Origin of the sequence: Peptostreptococcus porci (assembly GCF_009695815.1) — a bacterium.
GTDB lineage: Bacteria > Bacillota > Clostridia > Peptostreptococcales > Peptostreptococcaceae > Peptostreptococcus > Peptostreptococcus porci.
On the sequence record NZ_VUNE01000004.1, the window covers coordinates 41,042 to 66,074 of the forward strand.

General features: G+C 32.4%; 20 protein-coding genes. 2 read left to right on the top strand and 18 right to left on the bottom strand.

The genetic code is table 11. From position 1 onward, the window contains the following. Window position 1 precedes the first annotated feature (1 nt). From ispE to FYJ71_RS07405, 6 genes are all read right to left on the bottom strand, one after another. Window positions 2–931 carry a 4-(cytidine 5'-diphospho)-2-C-methyl-D-erythritol kinase gene (ispE, locus tag FYJ71_RS07380; protein WP_154538186.1) on the bottom strand — a complete coding sequence of 310 codons (930 nt, stop codon included), beginning with the start codon at window positions 929–931 and terminating at the stop codon, window positions 2–4. Between the two features lie 148 nt (window positions 932–1,079). Beyond that, complete coding sequence (locus FYJ71_RS07385) at window positions 1,080–1,337, bottom strand: Veg family protein (protein ID WP_154538188.1); 258 nt, start codon at window positions 1,335–1,337, stop codon at window positions 1,080–1,082. 102 nt (window positions 1,338–1,439) lie between these two features. Then, window positions 1,440–1,934: an SEC-C metal-binding domain-containing protein gene (locus FYJ71_RS07390; RefSeq protein ID WP_154538190.1), complete on the bottom strand. Its 495-nt coding sequence runs from the start codon at window positions 1,932–1,934 to the stop codon at window positions 1,440–1,442. A gap of 124 nt (window positions 1,935–2,058) precedes the next feature. Further along, on the bottom strand, window positions 2,059–2,784 hold the full coding sequence (locus FYJ71_RS07395; protein ID WP_154538191.1) for a peptide arginase family protein: 726 nt from the start codon (window positions 2,782–2,784) through the stop codon (window positions 2,059–2,061). Window positions 2,785–2,958: 174 nt separating this feature from the next. Then, a complete protein-coding gene (locus FYJ71_RS07400) occupies window positions 2,959–3,645 on the bottom strand; it encodes an RluA family pseudouridine synthase (RefSeq protein WP_154538193.1) in 687 nt (228 codons plus the stop codon). 14 nt (window positions 3,646–3,659) lie between these two features. After that, on the bottom strand, window positions 3,660–4,529 hold the full coding sequence (locus FYJ71_RS07405; RefSeq protein ID WP_091994806.1) for a class I SAM-dependent methyltransferase: 870 nt from the start codon (window positions 4,527–4,529) through the stop codon (window positions 3,660–3,662). Window positions 4,530–4,712: 183 nt separating this feature from the next. On the opposite strand from FYJ71_RS07405, the gene FYJ71_RS07410 reads away from it, so the two are divergent. Beyond that, window positions 4,713–5,228: a ferritin gene (locus FYJ71_RS07410; protein WP_154538195.1), complete on the top strand. Its 516-nt coding sequence runs from the start codon at window positions 4,713–4,715 to the stop codon at window positions 5,226–5,228. A gap of 69 nt (window positions 5,229–5,297) precedes the next feature. Here the strand turns inward: FYJ71_RS07410 and FYJ71_RS07415 are convergent, their stop codons facing one another. From FYJ71_RS07415 to pyrF, 9 genes are all read right to left on the bottom strand, one after another. Then, the gene (locus FYJ71_RS07415; protein ID WP_154538197.1) at window positions 5,298–5,861 is read right to left on the bottom strand and encodes a hydrolase; all 564 of its coding nucleotides are present in this window, start codon (window positions 5,859–5,861) and stop codon (window positions 5,298–5,300) included. Window positions 5,862–5,949: 88 nt separating this feature from the next. Beyond that, window positions 5,950–8,625, bottom strand: a complete 2,676-nt coding sequence (locus tag FYJ71_RS07420; RefSeq protein ID WP_154538199.1) for a YfhO family protein — start codon at window positions 8,623–8,625, stop codon at window positions 5,950–5,952. A gap of 223 nt (window positions 8,626–8,848) precedes the next feature. Beyond that, window positions 8,849–9,901: a hypothetical protein gene (locus tag FYJ71_RS07425; protein ID WP_154538201.1), complete on the bottom strand. Its 1,053-nt coding sequence runs from the start codon at window positions 9,899–9,901 to the stop codon at window positions 8,849–8,851. A gap of 253 nt (window positions 9,902–10,154) precedes the next feature. Then, window positions 10,155–10,766 carry a serine O-acetyltransferase EpsC gene (epsC, locus tag FYJ71_RS07430; RefSeq protein WP_154538203.1) on the bottom strand — a complete coding sequence of 204 codons (612 nt, stop codon included), beginning with the start codon at window positions 10,764–10,766 and terminating at the stop codon, window positions 10,155–10,157. 45 nt (window positions 10,767–10,811) lie between these two features. Then, window positions 10,812–11,699, bottom strand: coding sequence for a cysteine synthase A (gene cysK / locus FYJ71_RS07435; RefSeq protein WP_154538205.1), 888 nt, complete (start codon window positions 11,697–11,699; stop codon window positions 10,812–10,814). Between the two features lie 672 nt (window positions 11,700–12,371). Beyond that, on the bottom strand, window positions 12,372–13,016 hold the full coding sequence (locus FYJ71_RS07440) for a YczE/YyaS/YitT family protein (RefSeq protein WP_154538207.1): 645 nt from the start codon (window positions 13,014–13,016) through the stop codon (window positions 12,372–12,374). 180 nt (window positions 13,017–13,196) lie between these two features. Next, a complete protein-coding gene (gene carB, locus FYJ71_RS07445) occupies window positions 13,197–16,418 on the bottom strand; it encodes a carbamoyl-phosphate synthase large subunit (protein WP_154538209.1) in 3,222 nt (1,073 codons plus the stop codon). A gap of 29 nt (window positions 16,419–16,447) precedes the next feature. Next, window positions 16,448–17,497, bottom strand: a complete 1,050-nt coding sequence (carA, locus tag FYJ71_RS07450) for a glutamine-hydrolyzing carbamoyl-phosphate synthase small subunit (RefSeq protein ID WP_154538210.1) — start codon at window positions 17,495–17,497, stop codon at window positions 16,448–16,450. A gap of 13 nt (window positions 17,498–17,510) precedes the next feature. Further along, window positions 17,511–18,230, bottom strand: a complete 720-nt coding sequence (pyrF, locus tag FYJ71_RS07455; RefSeq protein ID WP_154538212.1) for an orotidine-5'-phosphate decarboxylase — start codon at window positions 18,228–18,230, stop codon at window positions 17,511–17,513. A 540-nt stretch (window positions 18,231–18,770) separates the two neighbouring features. Between pyrF and FYJ71_RS07460 the strand changes: the two genes are divergently transcribed. Continuing rightward, window positions 18,771–19,061 carry a hypothetical protein gene (locus tag FYJ71_RS07460; protein ID WP_154538214.1) on the top strand — a complete coding sequence of 97 codons (291 nt, stop codon included), beginning with the start codon at window positions 18,771–18,773 and terminating at the stop codon, window positions 19,059–19,061. Between the two features lie 128 nt (window positions 19,062–19,189). Here FYJ71_RS07460 and FYJ71_RS07465 read toward each other — a convergent pair whose 3' ends face one another. From FYJ71_RS07465 to FYJ71_RS07475, 3 genes are all read right to left on the bottom strand, one after another. After that, a complete protein-coding gene (locus tag FYJ71_RS07465; RefSeq protein ID WP_154538216.1) occupies window positions 19,190–19,906 on the bottom strand; it encodes an ABC transporter ATP-binding protein in 717 nt (238 codons plus the stop codon). 40 nt (window positions 19,907–19,946) lie between these two features. Then, complete coding sequence (locus tag FYJ71_RS07470) at window positions 19,947–22,487, bottom strand: FtsX-like permease family protein (RefSeq protein WP_154538218.1); 2,541 nt, start codon at window positions 22,485–22,487, stop codon at window positions 19,947–19,949. 61 nt (window positions 22,488–22,548) lie between these two features. Beyond that, window positions 22,549–25,029, bottom strand: coding sequence for an FtsX-like permease family protein (locus FYJ71_RS07475; RefSeq protein ID WP_207707227.1), 2,481 nt, complete (start codon window positions 25,027–25,029; stop codon window positions 22,549–22,551). Window positions 25,030–25,033: the final 4 nt, after the last annotated feature.

The window sequence follows — 25,033 nt, forward strand, 5'->3', positions numbered from 1 at the left end:
CTTAATTAAACACACATATTTCCACACCCTTACTCGAAGGTCTGGTTACATATGTATTGATGTATTCATTTCTCAATATTTTACTGCATTTCTTTAAAGCTTTATTATCCGAAAAGAAACCAAAAACAGTCGGTCCACTTCCACTCATCATACTTTTTATGGCTCCTGAATCATCCATGATTTTTTTTATTATATCTATATCAGAGCATAGAGTTCTCGTAACAGGCTCCAACACGTTGCCCATAGCCTTAACAATGTCGCTTATGCATTTTCCATTGTTTATAAATTCGACTAACCTCTCGTTATTTGGAGTATAATTCATCAGTCTATTATCGGAAAGTAAAATTTTGTTTTTTTCGTCCAAGAACATCCTGTCAAATTTGCTATATATTTTCCTTGTGGATGCAGACTGATTCGGCTTGCACACCAAAATATTGATATCTTCATTCAAAGCTTTAAGCTTTTGTATGTCCGCACCTTTTCCATAAGCCAACGAAGTACCACCAGAAATACAAAATGCAATATCAGAGCCTAGTGCTTTTGAATCCTCAATCAATTCTTTTTCATCAAGCCCCAAATCAAATAATTTATTAATTCCAACAAACATCGCAGCAGAATCAGCACTTCCACCTGCCATGCCTGCTGCTATCGGTATATTCTTTTCCAAAAAAACTTCTATACCCTCTTCAATTTTGTATTTTTCTTTCATATATTGCCATGTTTTGTATATTATATTTCTTTTATCAGAAATCAAATTTGAGTTTGATATTGTCAGCTTGTAGCCTGAAGACTTTTTTCTGATCAGTATATAGTCAGATAGGTCTATTGACTGCATTACCATTTCCACATCGTGATATCCATCCTCAAAAACTCCATTAATATTAATTGATAAATTGATTTTCGCTCTTGCCCTCAATTTAATTGTTTTCATCAATAATAAACCTCCGTAAAAGAATTACCCAAAGTACATGGCTCCCACAAGAGATGTACAAATTTTAGCATATCTATAATTATAACATAAAAAAGAGCCGTTGCAAAAATAAATGCTCACAGCTCCTAAATATTAGTATCCAATTTTATTAACTTGCGTTGTTACTCTTAAAAACCTTAATTTTTACAGTCTCAGTAAGTAAATCAGAATAGCTGTATGCCACTCTCTCAAACCCACTTTCATCATCGCCAATTTTAATAACGAAAACACTTGGATATAAATTTTCAAGTATACCTTTTTTAGTAACAATGTGTTTTCTTCCTTGATCTGCCTTTAGTAATATTTTGTTCCCAACATACTTTTCCAACGTATGTCTAATATTATCTAGCGTAGCTGTTGTTGCCAAAAATATCACCGTCCTTTTGTATTATACTATAATATAATACCACAAGGATGGTATTTTGTCAAGATAACATAATATTTTACAATATCTCAATAAATTTGTCAATTATTTGCCACAACATTTTTTATACTTTTTACCACTTCCACATGGACATGGGTCGTTTCTTTTGATTTTTTCTTCCTTAACAACAATTTTTGTTTTCTTAAATTCTTTCTGAATTTTTTTTCTTAAATCTTCAGGTAGTATATCTTCCCAGCCTTTTAGCCCATATAACCAATGTGCTTCTACATTAACCATGTTGAAATATAATTTTTCCCAGTCGATCTTAATGCTGATTTGAGTATCTTTTTCAATCTTTTCAAGCTCCAAAGGCATTTCTATACTTTCATTTATACCATCCAAAAATCCCATAAAGAATTCCGGCGTAGTTTTGTACTGACTTGCCAAATCACTCAATTTTCCAGCAATAATCTGTGTTTTTTCTCTTAATACTTCATCATATATTGTTGTTTCATCTTTCAAAAAAGCTTCCCAAAACTTCACTTCAGCTTCTTCGCTTTGATGATTTTCGCTCATGCTTCTCCATGCCTCAAATAACATAAAATTTACCTCTCTTTATCAATATAATGTTAATTTTAAAATTAAAAATTCATTTTAACCATTTTTTCATATCTAATTAATTCTAACTACACTATTTTATCACAAATAATAGCCAATTTCCACATTATTTTAGCAATCGTTCAAACATATCAATCGCTCTTTCCTGTTCAATAAAATATGGACTTGTAGCCACTGTAATCAAATCCGTCTCCTGTATATACTCTTTTACCCTGTTAATTCGAAAATCCAGATCTATATAGTCCATGTCCCTCGAAAAAAAATCCAAATCTAAGTCGAGTATATAATCAGAAGGCATATCCAAATCCAGACCGTATTTTGAGTCTACTATTACAAGCTCCGAAAATATTCCAAAATTCATGGCTGGCTGAATAAAATTACCAACATTCAGCACTCTATTTGTATAATTTACCACATCATCAATATTGCTGATATCTACATCAAAATCAGATGGAAACCTCGTATCCTTATGCTGATCAACGTGTAGTAATGACTTTCCTTTTTTCAAATGCCCACTGATTATTGATCTACACCAAAAGTAAAATGCATGATTGTGATTATCAAACAAAAATATTTTCTTCTTTTTCTCTGCATCGATGATAAGATCTATTTCGTACATATGCTCAAGACCATAACAAACACGCTCTACGCCATCTTCAATCTCAATAAAGCTCGGGATTTCGCCAAGCTTGACAAAATCCAAGTTGAAATTGTCAATATGAATCTCTTTTCTTATCAAGCTCGGCACATATATTTTTCTGTTTTCTCTCTCGTTAAATGAAAACTCATTATTTCCAATCGGATCACTTAAATAAAACCCACCATAGCTCATAATCTACTCTCCCCATAAAAAACAAAACTTTATTCCAATTCGTGTTTAATCCAGTTCAAATATACTCTAATCTAAATTTGTTCTAATTTAAATCCGTTCTAATTTAAATTTGCTCTTATTTAAATCTACTCTAGCTTGAATTTAGCCCAAACTATATTTAATCTATCTATACTACTAGAAAATATTCCACGGATATTCATTTGGAGGCAACAACTCAAAAGTCATCTTCTCCTTTGTAGTAGGATGAATAAACTCTAGCCTTGTAGACCACAAAGCTATCTGCTGACCCACCGATGAGTATTTTGAGTATCTCTGATCGCCATACAAAGGAATTCCTCTACTAGAAAACTGCACCCTTATTTGATGAGGCCTACCAGTCATCAAATCAATTTCAACAAGTGAATAGACCTCTTTTTCATTATTTTTACAGCTTGAAATTTTTTCAAATGACAATTTTGCTAGCTTTGCATCTTTCGTATTTTTGTCTACCACTCTTACAATATTTGTCTTTTTATTTTTTTGAAGATAGTCCTCGTAATATCCTTCTTTTTCTACGTTCCCAACAATTACTGCCCTATATGTCTTATTCATTAATCCACGTCTTATTTGATCCGATAGCCTAGAGGCAGCCTTTGAGGTTTTTGCAAAAACCATCACTCCACCCACTGGTCTATCCAGCCTATGAACCAATCCTAAATATACATTTCCCGGCTTATTATATTTTTCTTTTATGTAATCCTTACAGATATTGATCATATCCAAATCTTCAGTGTTATCAGCCTGTGACAATATATTTCTCACTTTTTCAACCACCAAAAGATGATTATCTTCATAAATCACGTTTAGCTTTATCCTTGACATCGATCGCCTCCGTATTATGCTTCCCAACGTCCGAATATTCCACAAGGAAGAATCATTCCTGTTCTTGACGCTGGAATACCAATTTCTCCAGCATAAACCTTACCAGACTTAACCTGCCTTCTAACAGTAGTCTGCAAAATATTCTCAAGCACTATTGGAGAAAATCCTGTTGTATATGAGTTGATTAATACAAAAAGAGGCTTATCAGACAGCACCTTCAGACAAAGCTCAAGAAACTCATACAGCTTATCCTCTATTTTCCATACCTCTCCCTTTGGTCCTCTTCCATATGAAGGTGGGTCCATAATAATAGCATCGTATTTATTTCCTCTTCTGACCTCTCTTTCGACAAATTTGAAAACATCGTCTACAATAAATCTTACTGTTCTATCCCTTAGTCCTGAAAGCTCAATATTCTCTTTTGCCCAATTTACCATACCCTTTGCAGCATCTACATGGCAAACCTCTGCACCCGCATAGGCACAAGCCACTGACGCCCCTCCTGTATATGCGAATAAATTGAGAACCTTAATAGGTCTCTTTGATGATTTAATCTTATCTATCATCCAATCCCAGTTCGCTGCTTGCTCAGGAAATAAACCAGTATGCTTGAATCCAGTAGGCTTTATTTTAAACTTCAATGGACCGTAATTTATATTCCATTGCTCAGGGTATTTTTTCTTCACTTCCCAGCTACCTCCACCTCTATTGCTTCTGTGATAATGTCCATGAGGATTTTTCCATAGAGGCCATTCCTTATTTATGGGCCATATAACTTGTGGATCAGGTCTTCTCAAAACAACATCTCCCCATTTTTCCAATTTTTCACCATTTCCCATATCTATCAGCTCATAATCTTTCCATTTATCCGATAATAGTATCATTATTTATTCCTTTCTCTTTAACAATCTATTCTGTATTGTATTTGCTTTAAAGCATACACTTATTTACCTTATACAAATTAAAAATAATTATATCATATAATCACGATTCGTGATTAAAAAAGTGTTATATTTCCCTAAAAATGGTATAATATAATTATATTATTTAATTGGAGGTAAAAAAATATGCTAAGTAAAAGTTTAGAAAAAGCACTTAATGAACAGATTAATTTTGAATACTATTCTGCATACACTTATCTTGCTATGGCAGCATATGCAGAGGATATTGATTTTTCCGGAGCAGCAAACTTCTTTACAATCCAAGCTGAAGAGGAATTGAGTCATGCGAAAAAAATATATGACTATGTAAATCAAAAAGGTGGACGTGTTAAATTAGAAGGAATTGAAAAGCCTAGATTCGAATATGAAGGTCTTGTAAATATATTTGAAGAAGGACTAAAACACGAACAAGAGGTTACAAAAAGAATTTATAAGATAGCTGATCTTGCTCTTGAAGAAAAAGAGCATGCTACAATCAGTTTCTTAAAATGGTTTATTGATGAACAAGTTGAAGAAGAAGAAAGTTTTACAAACTTAGTTAAAAAAATCAAAAGAGCAGGAGAAAACGAAGCAAACTTGTATATGATTGACGATGAGTTAGCTACAAGGACATTTGTACCTCCAACAAAAGATTCACTATAAGAAACACGTTTTTATACAAAAAAATATCCAAGCATTCTTTTTTAACAAATTAGAATGCTTGGTTTTTTTTTATTGTCCTCTTTCCATTTCCTTCATAGCTTCAAGAGTTTCATTTAACAGTTCATCCAATTCCCAACCTAGATTTTCTGCACCTTGCTTAATTACATCTCTTGAACATCCAGCAGCAAATTTTTTATCCTTAAATTTCTTTTTCAAAGATTTTAGCTCCATGTCCAGAGTACTCTTCGAAGGTCTCATAAGAGCTGCTGCTCCAACTATACCTGTCAATTCATCAGCTGCAAATAGAATTTTTTCCATTTGTTTTTCCGGCTTTGACTCCGTACCAGTCAATCCGTAACCATGACTAGTTGTCGAGTATATTATACTTTCATCCAGCCCCTCAGATTTCATCAATTCAACCTGCTTTACGCAATGTTCCTCTGGATACATTTCAAAATCTAAATCATGTAACAATCCCACGATTTGCCAAAAATCCACATTGTCTGGATCATATTTCTTCGCAAAATACCTCATTACATACCCAACAGTTTCACCATGCTGAATATGAAAATCTTCCTTGTTATACTTCTTTAATATCTCCAATGCTTCACTGTATGAAGGTATTTTTCCCATTTGAATCACTCCTGTCTATAATATTTCTCTACATTATACACCAAAAGCAAACATTATGGTATATTTTTTGTTGCTATGTGCTGATATTCTACACAGATTTCTTACTTATTAGATTGTACAGTTTGAAAATACCTAATAAAAGCAATGTACCCAGCGAAACTATCAGTCCAATTTTTTGATAAGGTCTGTCATAAACAAATCTCACTCTATGCCTTCCTTTTCCAAGATGAATCGCCATAAATCCAATATTCGCTTTCTTTATCTCAGCTTCTCTTCCATCCACAAATGCTCTCCAAGAATCGCCATAAGGTATGGAAACAAACATCAATTTATCCTTTGACACATCTATTTCACCTTCAAACCCACGTGAATTTGTTGAAATTTTTTTCAAATATTCCTTCGATAAAACTTTAGATGCTTCTTCAACATATTTTACATCTCTAATTTCAAAAGACATATCTTTCGTATCAAATTCAACTCCACTCGGAATACTTATTTCGACCTTATGAGTTCCTTTTTTCAGATAGCCCAAATTAATTAACGAATCCGTTTCGCCCGAGTACCATCTAGTATTCTTTTTTGTAAAATTTGTCCTATTGGATTCTCCATTTACCCTTGCCTCTAGCTTATCCATATTTTTGAAGCTATCCTGACTAGGCAAATGTAAGTACAGTTCACCATTTTTATTTGCCTTCAAATCAGCCACAAGGTTTATTTTTTTACTTGTTTTTATCTTTCCTGATAAGCTTAGCTTTACAGACAAATTATCTCCTATTTTTTCAACATTCCTAGCAATATTGCCACTTTTTATCTTATTTTTGATATTTTTGTCCACACCTTCAACAACGCAGCTTCTCAACATCAGCTCTTGCAAGTCAAGACTAGAATAATCTCTAACCTGCTTATAATCAACAAAGCTATCATATGTAAATCCGAATGGTATATAATTGCTATTCACATACACATCCTTCATATAGGTTTGCTCGTATCCATAAGGAATCTTTTTCCTTCCAACATAGAATTTGACTGACATCAGATTATCTAGCGCCACTCTTGAATCCATGTTGTTCATAAGAGTTACCGGAGCTGCCTTTGAATTTTTCATAATCAAGTTAAACATCGACAAATTTTTATTCTCAATACTATAATAGATTGACGAGCTACCATAACCATAAATATCGGAAAAATTCATGCTTCTTGGATCACTGTTATCTACTCTCTCAAAAATACTACCACTCACATTTGATAGCTCTATCAGCTCCCTGCTGGTTATCATATTTCTAACGGATTTCGTTTTTGCCAATACCCCTGCAATTGATGCTTTTCCAACATAGACGCACATAGACATACATATTGTCACAACTGTCATAGCAATCAAATAGCGTCTTTTTTTATTACCGTTTTTATATACCAGCACATATGTATACGATAGAAAAACTATTAATCCACTTACATCCAGCATCGCCAAAACAAGTGACTCTGGATAGCTCTTTTTGAAAAACAAATGAATGGCATATACTACATACAAAAACATATATGCATAACATACGTACAACATCTTTTTATTTTCCTTATTATTCAACCCTGTCAGCTCATCAAACATTTCCACAAATATGTAAGAAACCAATAATGCAACAGCAAAGGTCCACCTGTAATTGGCATATGAAAAACCGGTCATTGCACTTTGAAATTTTGGAACGAAAACTGCCACAACTACAATGGCACACAAAAGCTTTAGTTTTGTCCTTCCTTTACTGCAAAATAATAAAGAAATCGTGAACAAAGTAACAATGGCAATTCCCGCAGTAACAGCATCGCCTGCTCTTGGAATTTTAAAAAAATCGAAAAAATATCTCAAAACAATATGTCTTTGAGTAATTATTGGTAGATCTATGCAAATCGAATTATTTCTGATACTGTTTACTATTCCGTATATCATCGGAAATATAACGCAAGCCGATAACAGTACTGCAATAAGATAGCTGTATATACCTCTAAAAAATAATCTAAATCCAACTATAAATCTTTTATTTTTGCCCTTTGTAACCTTAATTATATACACGATAGCGTATATTAATATCTGAAACGCAATAATATATGCAAAATAGAAATTGACTACTATGGACAAAAAGCTTGTTATAACGAACATCTTTTTGCTGTTATCACGTATCAGTTTTGAAGCTCCTATTATCATCAACGGTAGCAATATGGTACTATATCCGAAGTATGGATGAGTTACTCCACTTGATAAAGGATAATTTGAAAAAACGTAAATAATCGCACCTAAAGAAATAGAAACAACTGACCTATCCTCATGTCTTATACGTAAAAAATATCTGCACATAATTATAAAACAGACACCTGAAGCATATAGCCTAAAGATTATCCTGATTGAATATACAACTACTGGATCCACATTTTTTAACGGAATCAATAAGATATTCAATGGATCAAATAATCCATAATGATAGTATGTGAAAAGAGAATCACTACCAAATCCCAATTTGAAATTAAAAGACTCAATATTCCTAGCAAAATCGAAGAAAAAGTCATTTATCGTCTTTATCAGATAAAACTGACTCGGAAAATGTTGAGATAGTGCATCTCCCTTATAGATTAAGCTCAATCCATTGAATTTTAGCATCACTAAAATTATAAAAGCCATTAATATAAAAATATATGTGTATATCGTAAATGGATTGTTTTTATTTAATACCTCTTTTTGAAATCGTCTAAAAAACCCTCTATTTTTTCCTATAAACATATTCGTAAACCCCCACTAACAAGATTCTCACTATATTGTTAGAATCTGAAAAACAAAAACGCCCCCAATAAAATTAATTTTAAAAAGTTTTGATATAAATATTATACTATATTTTTTAGAGTAAATCATTAATATGTTATGAATGGTACAAAAAGTGTCACAAACGGTAAAAACAGCCCCAGCCAAATTCAACTGGAGCTGTAAAATTAAGAATACATTTCAATTATACGGCAATTATTTCCAAATTATAATCATTTTTTAAATCAATTTCCTTAATTATTTTAAAGCTATCATCTAACAGATACAGTTTATTTCTTAATACCAAAACATATCTATCGCCTATCCTTTCGACTGAATAAAAAGATTTATCTAGTGTCTTTATCATTTGAAGCTTATCGTTTTTTGTATCAAATTTATACACTATTCCCTTATTAAAAGAAACATCGTTCGTTTCAGTCGTGAAAATATATATGTCATCGCCAACTAAAAATGCACTATTAGCTTTATAATCCATCTTATATGATTTGTATTCTTTTTTTACTTCATCATATACTTGCATCACACCGTTTTCTTTTTGTGAGTTATTTAATCCCCCAACCAAAAAGATGCGATTACCTTTTTTTATTATTGAGTTCGCACTCATAAAATCTCTCTCATCCATATAATATGAATACTCTTTTTTTAATGTATCTTTATCAAAACAGTATATTGCACTACGATCACTTTTACCTAATATTTTAGAATATGAAACATATAACTTATTACCAATTACTTTTGTATATGGAGAAAAACCAGACTCATCAAAGGTAAAAGATGCCTCTTTTTTTCCATCCATGCCTATTTTGAACAAATTACATTTTCCGTTCCAATTATATGTTGTGTATGTACTTTCTTTATCACAACTAACAGTGTCCGCCAGCGGAAGTGGTGTATTGATGTAGCTAATATCATTCTTTGTCGTATCATATTTCAATATTTTTTTTGAATTTTTCAAAGAATAAGCATTCATAAATTCAGTCGTAATATAAATATTCTTTCCATCGGAATCAATATTTTTAAAACCTTTGGCAATTGACTTGACATCTACTTTTTTCTCGGCAATCACATTCAAATCGGAATCCAATTTAATAATTTTTGAATCTGATTGTGACGGATCTGACTGTATTACATACAAGCTTTTTTCACTATTGTTATTCGCCACGTTACCTTGCTTGCAAGCGGACAATGAAAATATACATGATAAAGCTATGCTAATAGCCAGCAATTTGTTCTTCATAAAAAATACCTCCCTCCAATAATACTTAATTCCAGAATTTTTTCGATTAAAAATAAAACACCTTATTAATCCGAACTTTATCATAATAGAATCGATATGTCAATATATTTACTACACAATGCTATTGCCGATTTCAAGGGATTACTATTCTAATATTTGGATATTAACTTATTTTCTTCATTACAAAACAAAAAGGACCTCCATTATGGATTGGTCCTCTTTGTTTTATATAAAGAAATATTGTGTGAGCAACTTAAATGTAATACATCATTCGTTCTTCATTTTCAGCTATATTTATTTTATCGCTAAGCTTAATAATCTTGGAATCCTCTACTGTTCTTGTCCTGACTACCTTCGCTGGTATACCAACTACTGTAGATCCATCTGGAATATCTTTTAGCACCACGCTGTTTGCACCAATTTTTACATTGTTTCCTATATTAATAGGACCCAAAACCTTTGTTCCTGCACCAATAAACACATCATCTCCAACTGTAGGATGTCTTTTACCTGTATGATTTCCAGTTCCACCCAAAGTTACGCCATGAAAGATGACAACTCTGTTTCCAACCTCAGCAGTCTCACCAATTACAACACCCATTCCATGATCTATCATTATGCTGTGACCGATTGTTGCACCAGGATGAATCTCTATACCTGTCAAAAACCTTCCAATTTGAGATATTAGTCTAGCAATAAACACAAGCCCCAGCTTGTGAAGCGGATGAGTAATACTATGTATCAACAGTGCATGCACTGATGGATACAGTATAAAAACCTTCAATCTATTAAAAAACCTTATCTTTCCGAAATTTGCAGCAGCATCATTCTCAAGTATGTAATCTATATTTTTTATTAGTTTCATCACAAACACCTCTTAATTTAAATCTTTTTGTATTTTTGTACCATACTAGAATAGATTCATAGATAAATATTTTTCTGCTCCATCTGGTGATATTGTTACTATTTTTTTATCTGGGAATTTTTCAGCCAACTTCTTAGCCGCTGCCACATTTGCCCCTGATGAAATACCTATCATTATACCTTCTTTATTAGAAACCTCTCTAGCAGCATCAAATGCTTCATCATCAGTTATTGTCAACACTTCATCTACAATCGATCCATCATATATCTTCGGAATAAAGTTTGCTCCTATACCTTGTATTTTGTGCGGTCCAAACTTATTCTCGTTTATTAACGGTGATGCTGCTGGCTCAACACCAAAAATCTTAATATTTGGATTCTTCTCTTTCAAATATTTTCCAACTCCAGATACAGTTCCACCTGTTCCTATACCAGCCACAAAAATATCTGCATCAGGAACATCCTTTAGTATTTCAGGTCCAGTTGTCTTATAATGATAATTTGGATTATCCTGATTATCGAACTGTCCTAAAGACTTATATTCTCCAGTTTTTAATAGTTCGTTCATCTTGTCTATCGTTCCCTGCATTCCCTTTGCAGCTTCTGTCAAAATAAGCTCTGCACCATATGCTTTTATCAAGGCTCTTCTTTCAACACTCATCGATTCTGGCATTATGATTGTTACATCATAACCTCTGTTTTTTCCTATCATCGCTGTTGCAATACCTGTGTTACCACTTGTAGCTTCGACAATTTTATCTCCAGACTTTAATTCTCCTCTTTCTTCCATCCCAAGAATCATACCTAATACCGCTCTATCCTTTACAGATCCACCTGGATTCTTTCCTTCCAATTTTAAATATATATTTTCATTTACTCTTGCTATATTAACTATTGGTGTATTTCCTATTAATTCAACTACATTCTTTTTCATAATTCTTTTCCTTTCAAAATCATATTCAAAATTACATTCAAATTTTTATTATATTAAATTATTATTAAAGTATTTAAACCAATCTATGTACGCATGGATTTTTAAACATGAAAATCCAAATAAATGTACCAAAAAACATGGCAACACTGTACATAGTTGCAATCCAACACTAATTCACATATTCAAATTTTTACCTAATTATTTTTTACTTTAATTTTTTAATTCTAATTTGGGTTTATACATAGAACATTCAATAGATAGAATGTATGCTCAAAGACTATAACTATTCACCCAGCTCAGACAACTTATCAATTCAATTTGTTGTCATCGTCAAGGTAAACAATTATACAAAAGATTATCTACAACAACAGCAACAACAAGAAGAAAATTCTCCGAAAACAATGCTTATTAAATTTTTCGATACTATATTCTTCATGTCAACTTCTCCTTACTGTAAAATATTATTTTTAATTCCGATTAAATTACTAGGAATTAAATACAATTCTATACCTATTAAATTCTTTTGTCAATATGTTTTTTGTATTTTTTTTCTTTTTTATGATTTTTTTGAAAAAAAGCTATTATTATCAATAAATTTTATTAATCTAATATTAGCAATATCAAATGTTACAAACAAAAAAGGAGCTTGTAAATCAGCCCCTTAAATACAAACTATCTTTTTTTAGTTAAATTTGATATTGTGGTCTTAACACTCTCATGCTTTATTGCCTTTGGATCAAAGCCTATTATTTTAAAAGTATTTTGAACCAAAAAACCTATCGACAAAACTGCAATTACCGTTCCGACTCCTAACATTCCTCCCAAGAAATAACCTCCAATAGCTGCGACAAATTCAATTATGCTTCTGCATATACCTATTGATAACCCTAATTTTCTAGATAGAGCAACCATCAACCCATCTCTTGGTCCAGCACCAAATCCTGGCGAAATATAAAAATATGTTGCAAATGCTATAATTTCCAAACCGATCAGCAACATAGCTATCCCTTGTAAAAAGCTCTTTCCTACTGGCAAAAAATCTAGCTTAATAATTATGTCGATAAATACACCTATCAATATCATATTTAATATTGTACCAATACCAAATTTTTCTCCCAAAAGTGATGTTATTATCACTATTATAAATCCTACTGATATTGATATAGTACCTAGTGATAAACCAGTCGCTTTGGAAACCCCGACATGAAATACATCCCATGGAGAGTATCCTATATTGGCATTTATGGTCACCATAATTCCCAACGCATATAAAAATAGTCCTACAATTAGCTTGCAAAGTCTTTTAAAAAAATCCATAAAATGCCCTCCAAAAAAATATACTCGACAAAACAGCGGCATAAAAAGCCTAAATGCTCTTTATACCGCCACATTATATCATATTCACTTAGATTGTCAATACCGTACAAACAGTATACACACATAAAAAACAGTATACACACATAAAAAACAATATGCACACATAGAATTTAGAAAATACTATTCAGCACTGTTTATATCATTCAAGCTATAAACCTTCATCATCTCAGAGCTTACGTGTTTTCTATTTACAGCCACCATTGCTTTTAATGTGTCTAATGACGTCATAATTTCCGTCTGAAATTCTATCGCAGTTCTTCTTATTTTAAATCCATCTCTAGTTGAATCATTCCCCTTTGTAGGTGTATTTATCACCAAATCAACCTGTTTATTTCTAATTACATCCAAAATATTCGGTCTTGGTTCTTCAACCCTATTTACCACATCACAACTGACACCAGCATTTATTAGAGCCTTCGCAGTACCTTCTGTGGCAATAAATTGGTAACCCAACTCACTCATGCCCTTGGCTATTTCGATAAATTCTTCCTTATCGTTGTTGTTTATAGTTGCCAAAACCTTCTTGTTTTCATCTGATACTCTTTGACCTGATGCCAAAAATCCTTTGTATAAAGCCTCTTCTAGAGTTTCTCCTACACCCAATACTTCTCCTGTTGATTTCATTTCTGGACCAAGACTCACCTCTACCTTTGATAATTTTGACATTGAGAATACAGGTACCTTTACACATATATGCTTTGGAGTTTTATATACGCCAACTCCGTACCCCAAGTCCTGTAGCCTTTCGCCTAGCATACACCTTGTCGCCAAATCCACGATTGGAACACCACTGACCTTTGAAATATACGGTACGGTACGGCTCGCTCTAGGATTTACCTCTATTATGTACAGCTCATCCTTGTACTCAATAAACTGAATATTTACCATTCCTATTACATTTAGATTTAATGCCATCATTTTTGTATATTCATAAATCTTATCCTTTATCTTGTCAGAAATTCTCTGACTTGGGTACATCGTGATGCTATCTCCAGAGTGAACACCTGCTCTTTCAAGATGCTCCATAATTCCAGGTATCAGTATATCTTGACCGTCGCATATTGCGTCGACTTCTATTTCACGACCTGTTAGATACTTATCTATTAGAACCGGATTTATAGCATCTCTTTCAAATGCATCTTCAAGATATTGAGTTAGTCTAACCTCGTCATAAGTGATTTCCATTCCTTGTCCACCAAGAACATAAGATGGTCTAACCAACACCGGATAACCTAATTCCGTAGCTACTTCCACACCTTCAGAAACCGACCACACACCTTTTCCCTTTGGTCTATTGATATTTAATCTTTCCAAAAGATCGTCAAACTTTTCTCTGTCCTCTGCTGCATCTATATCCTTGAAATCTGTTCCAAATATTTTCACATTTTTTTCAGAAAGGAATTTTGCCAGCTTTATCGCAGTCTGTCCTCCAAACTGTAGTATCACACCATCTGGATTTTCTTTTTTGATGATATTGTAAACATCCTCCTCAGTTAATGGTTCAAAATACAGCTTGTCGGATGTATCAAAGTCTGTACTAACTGTTTCTGGATTGTTGTTTATAATTATTGTTTCAACACCTAGCTTTCTTAAAGATTTTACACAGTGAACTGAACAATAGTCAAACTCTATTCCTTGACCTATTCTGATTGGACCAGATCCCAAGACAATTATCTTTTTCTTATCAGATACTTCAACCTCATCAAACTGCTCATATGTTGAATAATAGTACGGTGACAGTGCTTCAAATTCACCACCACAAGTATCTACCATCTTATATGATGGTTGAATCTTGTACAATGATCTTAGCTCTAAAATATCTTCAGAATCGATTTTCATCAAATCGCTTATTCCCTTATCAGAAAATCCCTTTTTCTTTAGCTCCAAAAGATAGTCCTTTGAAATATCTTCAATACTCATTACCTTTAGCTTTTCCTCTTGCTCGACTATCCATTTAAACTTATTTAAAAACCATTCATCCATACCAGTTATTTGAGATATCATCTCTATCTTGTAGCCTCTTCTGATCATTTCAGCAAGGTCAAAAATTCTCTCATCATCTGGAACTACTATACTCACCTTTAATTCTGATAAATTTTTAAGCTCAGAGGCCTTGTGTACCAATGAGTATTTTCCAGTTTCAAGCGATCTAATTCCCTTTAAAAACGCTGCCTCAAAATTTGCCCCTATACTCATTATTTCACCAGTTGCCATCATCTTTGTTCCAAGCTTTCTGTTTGCGTGCTTGAACTTATCAAATGGCCATTTTGGAATCTTCACAACTACATAATCAAGAGTCGGTTCAAAACAAGCATTAGTTTTCTTTGTAACAGCATTTTGAATCTCGTCAAGTGTATAGCCAAGAGCTATTTTGGCTGCAACCTTGGCAATTGGATAACCTGTTGCCTTTGAAGCAAGAGCAGATGATCTGGAAACTCTCGGATTAATTTCAATAATCGCATATTCAAAGCTATCTGGATTAAGAGCTATCTGCACATTACAGCCCCCCTCAACACCTATGGCATCAATTATATCCAAAGATGCCGTTCTCAATAGTTGATACTCGACATTTGAAAGAGTCTGACTAGGTGCAACTACTATTGAATCACCAGTATGAACACCTACTGGATCTATATTTTCCATATTACAAACAGTTATACAGTTGCCGTTAGAATCTCTCATAACCTCGTATTCTATTTCTTTCCATCCCTTGATACTCTTTTCTATCAAGCACTGAGTTACTGGGCTTAGCTGAAGTCCATGAGTCAATGTTTCTCGCAACTCCTCTTCATTGTCAGCAATACCTCCACCAGTACCACCCAATGTATACGCCGGTCTGACAACAACGGGATATCCTATTTTTTTGGCATAGCTCAAACCATCCTCAAGAGTTGTAACAATATCACTTTCAATTACTGGCTGACCTATTTCATTCATCACTTCTCTAAATGTATCTCTATCCTCGCCCTTTTTAATCGATTCAACAGAAGTACCTATTATCTTTACGCCATATTTATCCAGAATACCCTTGTCATGCAATTCCACAGCCAAATTCAATCCAGTTTGCCCACCCATACCTGCAAGCAAGCTATCCGGTCTTTCTTTCGCAATAATCTTTTCAATAAAGTCTATTGTCAATGGCTCTATATATATGTGATCTGCTATCTCTTGATCTGTCATTATTGTCGCAGGGTTTGAATTTATCAATACGACCTCTATACCCTCTTCCTTTAAAGCCTGACAAGCCTGAGTTCCCGAATAATCAAACTCTGCTGCTTGCCCAATAATTATTGGACCTGATCCAAGTACTAATGTTTTCTTTATACTATCTATTTTAGGCATATTTTTTCTCCTTTTCTGTATCTCTAATTCTACTCTGCTAATTCCATAAATTTATCAAATACATATTCAGAATCATTTGGTCCTGGACACGCTTCTGGATGGTACTGAACGCTGTAGATAGGCAAGGTATTGTGTCTCATTCCCTCCACAGTATTATCATTTAAATTCACCTGAGTTATCGTCACATTTTCTGGGATTTCATTTACATAATATCCATGATTTTGAGATGTGATAAATATTTTATTTTCTTCAAAATCTTTCACTGGATGATTTCCACCTCTATGACCAAATTTTAATTTACCAGTCTTTCCACCCAGTGCAATTCCCAATATCTGATGACCTAGACAAATTCCTACAACCGGCTTTTTGCCTATCATATTCTTCACATTGTCTACAATATCTTGAAGATCAGCCGGATCGCCAGGTCCATTTGACAAGAATATCAAATCTGGATTAGTATTCAATATTTCATCCGCTGTTGTTTCTGCAGGGAAAATAGTGATATCACAATTTCTCTTCTTGAAGTTTCTTATTATATTTTCCTTAACTCCGAAATCCATAATTGCTACTTTTTTGCCAGTTCCTGGTATATGCTCAATTTTTTTTCTTCCAACTATTCTAACTGCCTGTGTATTGTCATACGCATCCAATCTACTCTGAACATCACTCAGCTTTGAATGTTCCGTTGTGATTATCCCTCTCATAGTACCTTTATTTCTAAGTATTTTTGTAAGAGCTCTCGTATCTATTCCCTCTAAGCCTATAACCTTACTTTGCTTTAGGTATGTATCCAAATCCATTTCGCATCTGAAATTTGATGGTAAATCACTCTTTTCTCTGACAATGAATCCACTTACTTTAACAGTTTCAGACTCTTTGTCTTCTAGATTGATTCCATAGTTTCCTACCAAAGGATAGGTAATCGTCACTATTTGCCCGTAATATGATGGATCAGTCAGTATTTCTTGATACCCAGTCATCGATGTATTGAATACTACCTCTCCAACACTGTCCTCAACGTATCCAAATACTTTCCCTACAAATATAGTGCCATCTTCTAAAATTAATCTGCCTTTCATTTGAGCCTCCTAATTATAATACTGATTCTATTTCTTTTACTATCTTATTCGCCGATTCACTAGGTACACTTGCTTGAGTTATCGGTCTGCCAACAACCAAAACACTTGCTCCATTCAGAATTGCCTCACTAGGAGTCACAACTCTCTTCTGATCCCCTACCTCAGCACTAGCTGGTCTAATACCTGGACAAACTGTGACAAAATCCTTACCGCAAGCCTCAACTATTTTACTCACTTCTCTTGCTGAACAAACTACTCCGTCAAGACCTGCCTCCTTTGCCAATTTCGCCCTTTTAATCGCCAAATCTTGAGTATTCATATCACAGCCGATATCTTTCAAATCATTGTCACTAAGCGAAGTCAAAACTGTTACACCAACAATCAGTGGCTTCTCTATACCCAACCTCTCAGACTCTTCCTTTGCAATGTTAGCACACTGTTTCATACCCTCCATATCTGAAACATGGATGGTCATCAGCCAAACTCCTTCTCTGATAGCCGCCTTGACAGCCGACTTCATCGTATTTGGAATGTCGTGGAATTTTAGATCCAAAAATATTTTCTTGCCCTTAGATTTAAGATAATCTACAGTTTTGCCCCTAGATGCAATATAGTTTTCAAGACCAACCTTGAAAATATCCACACTATCTTCCAATGAGTCTATTAGATTTACTGCTTTTTCATAATCATCTGTATCAATAGCTACTATTAACTTTTCCTTGCCGTTTACCATTTTTACTCCATTCCGATTAAGCCTAGCAAATTCACATAAAAAAACGTCCCCACACCAGAGTGTAAGGACGGTAATAACCTACATAAAGATACTCCAAAACAGTATAGAAAAATTCCATACGACGATATCTTATACAAATCTACAGTTTTATCCTTTCCAGTCTCTCTGGACCAGCTTAAAAGACTTAATCTATTAATTTTTATGCCGCCGTGTCACAGCACGACCCCTCTTGCATATATCTCAATTAGGATATCATAATATAATACTTTTTTCAAGTGATTATTTCTATTTTTTTAATCATTATTTCTTATTTGTCAATACATATGTTACACCAATAATATATTATAGAATAATCTTAAGGTGACATTATCACAAAATAACAACAAAAATAGCTAGAAACTATTGACTTGTTTTATTATTTATGCTAAATTATGCTCAACTTATAGCTCGTTAGTTATCATTTTTAAAAAGTGGATTCTATATGTATTCATATAGCTACACAAAACTAAATATAAGTTTTATGAATGTGAGGTTTTAGTTATGAAGAAAAAAATCACTGTGATTATTACGATTTTAATACTTGCCTTTATAATATCCCACATAAGTCCAAGTATTGCAATTAGAACTCGGCTTATTACTCTATTTAATGGGAGTGCTATCGAATTAGTTTTTTCAGACATTCATGAAATAAACCAAAAAGATACATCAGCTGAAAAAAAGTTCTTTATAATTAAGGAAGATGTAAAGCATAATTCATTCGCAAATGATTATGTGTGGGGTGTTACAAAAAAGGGATTTTTATATTTTGCATACCCTATTGGTAAAGGTTAGTATTTTTCGCCTATATTGTGAATAGCTATTGTAAAATATGAGTCGTTTATAAAATCAAAACAAATGGGGGTATCTACTTCTTCTGAAATGAAGCAAGTCAATACTCCCATTTTATCTACTAGGTATATTTAATCGGCTTTTTTGGTTCTTTCAGTTCTTTCAGTTCTTTCAGTTCTTTCATCACTTATTATCTTTCCATCGCTTATCGTGATTATTCTATCAGCCTTGGATGCGACTTTTTCATCGTGAGTTATCATAAGTAGTGTCTGATTAAATTCTCTTACCATATCGCCAAATAGAGTCATTACATCCTCTGTAGTCTTGCTATCCAAATTTCCAGTTGGTTCATCAGCAAATATTATAGACGGTTTATTCGCTAAGGCTCTACATATAGCCACTCTCTGCTGTTGACCTCCAGATAATTCATTTGGAAATTTCTTTAATTGATCGGATAAACCTACTCTCTCAACCAACTTCAAAATATATTCTTTATCCTCTTTTTTTCCATCCAGTTGAACTGGCAGTACTATATTATCATATATGTTTAAAACAGGAATTAGGTTGAAGCTCTGAAAAACGAATCCAAATTCTCTCCTTCTAATTTTTGACAGCTCATCGTCGTTTAGATCATAGATATTTTTATCTTTCAAGATTACCTCTCCTGACGTGGGTTTGTCTAGTCCTGCCATACAATGTAATAAAGTTGTCTTTCCTGAACCGCTTGTACCTATTACTGCTGTAAAATCACCTTCCTCTATTTCAAGACATATCCCATCAACAGCCTTTACTATACTACTTTCTTTTCCATAATATTTTTTCAATTCCTTTGCGATTAATACTGTCATAATTTCTCTCTCCCTATATAAATACTTGAAATAAACTAGCTTAAAGTTTTTTCAATTTTGATTGTGATAAAACAACAGAAATATATCCTATTAATACGAATACCACAAAAATTATAGCTATTTGGAAAAGTGGTATTTCATACTGAATAAATCTATTGTACCCAGCTGATTTCAATATATTGTTCAATTTCAAAATGCCTACATTATGAATTGTACAAGCAATAATACTACTAACTACAAATGCACTAACACAATATAGCTCACTCTCGAAAACAAACATCCTCTTCATTTTTTTATAACTCATACCTATATTTTTCAAAATATATAATTCTCTATACCTTACTAGAATTTTACTCCTAATTACAACTATGCCTTGAATTAGTAATATTCCAATTGTTATAATTTGATAGATAATATTTATATTATTATAAAATCTTTGTTGATTGTCAACAAACTTATCCTCCTCGCCTTTTCCTCCTATTGTCGTAAATGAGTGTTTATCTGTGATATCGTTCAATGTTTTGTCTAATTTAGTCAAATTACTATTTGTTGATTTTATAAAAACTGTATTATATTCACTTTGACCTGTTATTCTCCTATAGTCTTCTTCCTTTAAAATAACTTGTGCACCTCTAGTAGCACCTCTATTTCCATCTTGACTAGCAGAATACTCTTTATTCATAATACCACACACATAGATTTTTTCTTTTTTATAAACTATTCCATCATTTTCTCTATGTGGTATTTTGACTTCCAATAAATCCCCAACTTTCAAATCTTTGATTACAGTAGTATCGAAGCTATGATTCAATCTAGAATATGCATTATTCACTAAAATACAGTTTATGTAACCTGTTTTCTGCTCGCTTAGTATATTATTCCCTTCATGAATAAATCGTTTTCTATCAACCAACATCTTATCACTATAGCCTCTAACGTATAGAGGAAATTCAGTAGAGGAATCATATTTTAATCTATTTAACTCATCCTTATAATCGTTAGAAAGTCGGTCCTTCGAAATTAAAATATATGAATTTTTCAAATTAAAACATTTATCAATACTTTCAATTTCATCCATTTTATCAATTCTTTTAATAATACTCTTGTCCACACTATAGAATAAATCAAAGCTTGCTCTATCAGATCCATAAATTTTTTTATCTACCTCACCATATGACATTCCTGATACCCCACTAAGTATACCCAATTGTGAATTTTTTTCATTCATCTCTTGCTTCCCTAGAGAAACAATAAATACAGTGCTTACCAATGTCATAGCTAGTATAGTGATTATTGATTTAGCCAAATCATCAAAAATATTCATCTTTATTAAATTCAGAATGGCACTATTCCCAGTCAACGTTTTTCTAAATTTTGTATCTTTTTTTGCTTTAGAATTTCTTATTGCATCAACTATTTCCAACTTTAATATTTTAGAAAACAATATTATACTACTAATTGATATTGCAACTATTGATACGAAAAAAGATTGAATTATATTTTCCATACCTATTGATAAAACAGTATTGTATTCATATATAAATTTCAAGCTCATATATGATACAAAAACTCCAAACGCAATACCTAGAGTAGTCCCTACAAGAATAAATAGTAAACTATACGTAATTAACATTAATTTAATCGCTTTTTTCTTCATTCCAAGTGCTCTCAAAATACCAATTTCAGGTAGCATTTCACTTAGAATAATACTGAAAATGTTATAGATAACCATAGTTGATACCAATAATAATAAAATTGTATTTTTTAAGTTATCCATCTTAATAGTTGGATGTTCTTTAAGTGATTTGAGGTAGGATGATTCAATATTTTCATAAATGGTTTCATTATCTAACTTTAGTTCATCAATCATTTTTCCAATGAATCTATTCGTTTGTCCATTTCTCAAAAATATCACAGAATCGAAGCTACTTAGTGGTTTTATTGAAATTGATGAATCATTTAACACGAACCCTCTGGCTTCTATTCCTGCTATACTATTTCTATGTTGTTCATAATATTTTTGAGGCTTTTCAATTATACCTACAATCTTAAATTTTTTACTCTCATTATAAAATTTATGAATTCCATCTTCATTTATGTTATTTAATAGCATTAAGTTAATTTCTGTACCTATTAATTCATCGGCGCTTTTATCATTGAATTCTCTTTTTCCCATTTGAGACAATGCTTCTTTTTCGATAACTATTTCATCTTTTTTTACAGGCTTTCTACCCAAAAATCTGTACTTAAATGTATTTATATATCCTTGATCAAAGGAATTAATACAAATTTTTACACCACTTTTTTTATCAACCCCATAACATAAATTTTCTGTGTAATAGATATTTTTTATATTACTATCACTCTTTATACTATCAATTACATTTTTATTTACGTCATTCACAAAAACGTCATAATTTCCATTTAAGTCTAGTGCTTCCTTAATCTGCGAATCAAAACCAGAAGAAAATATTACCCTTACTGAAAATATCAGGACGACAGCTACCACGATACTCGCTAGAAGTGTGTATGTATTCTTTTTTTTATTAATAAAATATCTCAATGCTAATTTAATTCCCATAAAAAATCTCCTCCATATAATATTTTTTATTATTTATTAGCCTGTGCCACCATATTGCCCACTACCATTCCTCTCTTACAATATCCCAAGAGAAAAGAACTGCTATCAGACTCATAAATACATACACCAAAAATATTAATATTATTTGATTTAGTGGTATACCAACATCCATAGTTTTCGTAAATCCAGATGCTATCAAATCCTTATTTATATTTATCACCTTATTTACATGATAGATAGAAGCTAATATCGAAGAAATCAATGCAGAGATTATTCCATAATAAAGTGCTTCTATAAAATCAATTTTCTGTCTTACCTTCTTTGTCATTCCAATATATCTATAAATTTTAACTTCTTCACGTCTATTAATAAGATTGCTTCTCATAATAAATATGAAATTTACAGTTGCAAGAATCAAAATCAACACTTGATAGACAATGTTAAGCCTTGCTTCACTCTTTAGGTATGAACCAAAAAACTTCATGTCTTCTCCTTTACCGCCAATTGAAGTAACATAATTATCAAGTAACGTTTTCTCCAAAAAATCATTCAAGCCATTCACATCACCATTTTTCGTCGTAATAAATACCTTGTTGTACTTCTCTGCACCTGTTATTTTTTTATAATCATCTTCTCGAATAATAATTTGCCCACCTCTTACTCCAACACTTCCATCCTGTGAAGATGCATATTTTTTATCCATAATCCCACTAACTGTGACTTCTACCTCAGTTAAATTTGCAAGCTTATTGTCTACTGACGGAATTTTTATTTTCAATTTATCTCCGACACTTATCCTCGTTAAAACATTCAGGTCGAAGTTTCCATCTGCTTTTGAATATACATTATTGACAAATAAGCAATGAATATCTCCACTATTATTTCCAACAATGCTTTTTCCCTCGCTAATAAATGATTTTCTATCCTGTAGCATTTTGTCAGAATAGCCTCTAACTGCAAGTGGGTATTCCAAATTAATATCGTTTAATTCGTACATTTTTTTGTATTTTACATTGATATTTCTATCGTTATCTACAAGGAACGCATCATTTGAATAGAAACTCGGTTCAACTTTATCTACGTCCTTATATTGATGGATTTTCTCCATTACATCATCATCTATTGTATAGAAAAGTGAATCTGTACCATTGATACTTCCAGAGAGTGCCTTATCCACAGTACCATATGACATTCCCCAAATACCACCTGAAACACCTCTGTTGATGCTCTCAGTCAAAAACTCTGAGGAAGAAAAATTCAAGATAAACACATACCCTACAAGAGCAATAGTAAATATTGTTACTACCGTTCTGGACTTTCTTCTAAGTATATTACTCCATACAATTTTATATTTAATATTTACATTTCTAACAAGCTTAACCATTTTACTTTTATTTAGAGCTGAATTGTCCTTGCTATCGTCGATAAGCTCGACAATTGTCCTTTTTACCACTTTCTTATTCAATAACAGATAGCTTATATATAGGGTAATTACGTTCATGATAAAGGCAATCAGAATAAATATTGGTTTTATTGCTAGTTGAGCATTCTCTTTGTATACAAATTTTATTCCGATAAATGAACACAAAATTCCTAGTAAAATTCCTACAGTAGTCCCAACAATCCAAAACAAGCTCAAGTATGACTTGATGAATTTTTTTGTTTGTTTTCTTGACATACCAAAGCTTCTAAGAGTTCCAATTTCAGAGCTCATTTCAGAAATAATAATATTGAAAATATTGTACACAATCAACATTGAGACAAACAACAATAGCACCATACTAATTATACTCTCTACTTGATATTTAGATCTAAGCTTAAGCATTTCTATTGAACTAATAAAGTCATTTTGTCTAATATTGTCCCATCCCATTTTTAATTTACTCTGTAAGGTTTCTATATATTGGGTAACATTCTCGCTATCCTTTAAAAATATTACTCCATCATAAGTCGAGCTTTTTCCACGATTATCGCCCCCAGTAAATGCTTTAAATATTACACCACCAGTAGATACTGTAATATCATCATAGTACTTTGTAGATTTTGTCAAATACCCAACTATTCTATATTTTTTATCAGCAGAATCCATTATATTTTTGTTGTTTATAATTTTTTTGTCAATCTCCAATAGGGTTATTTCTTTTCCAATCGGATTGTCTATTTTCATATTATCTATAGCTTTTTTCTCGATAATTATTTCATTTTCATTTTTTGGATATGAGCCAACCAGTTTATATTTAAGAGAATCAATATATTCCTTGCTGTATTGATATTTGCTTAATTTTATGCCTGCCTCTCTGTAGATTGATGGATTTAACTTCTGAGCATAAGCCATTTTGGAAATATTACCTTCACCGCCAAGCTTATCAATGTCGGATATTTTGATATTATCAAACGAAATATCATAGCTTCCATTTATATTTTTCGATTCTTTGATTTGAGATTCATAGCCAGACTCCCTAATAGTATTAATACTAAAAAACAATACAGTACCGACAATTATACTTGCCAATAGTGCGGCAGTCTTATTCTTATTTTTCAAAAAA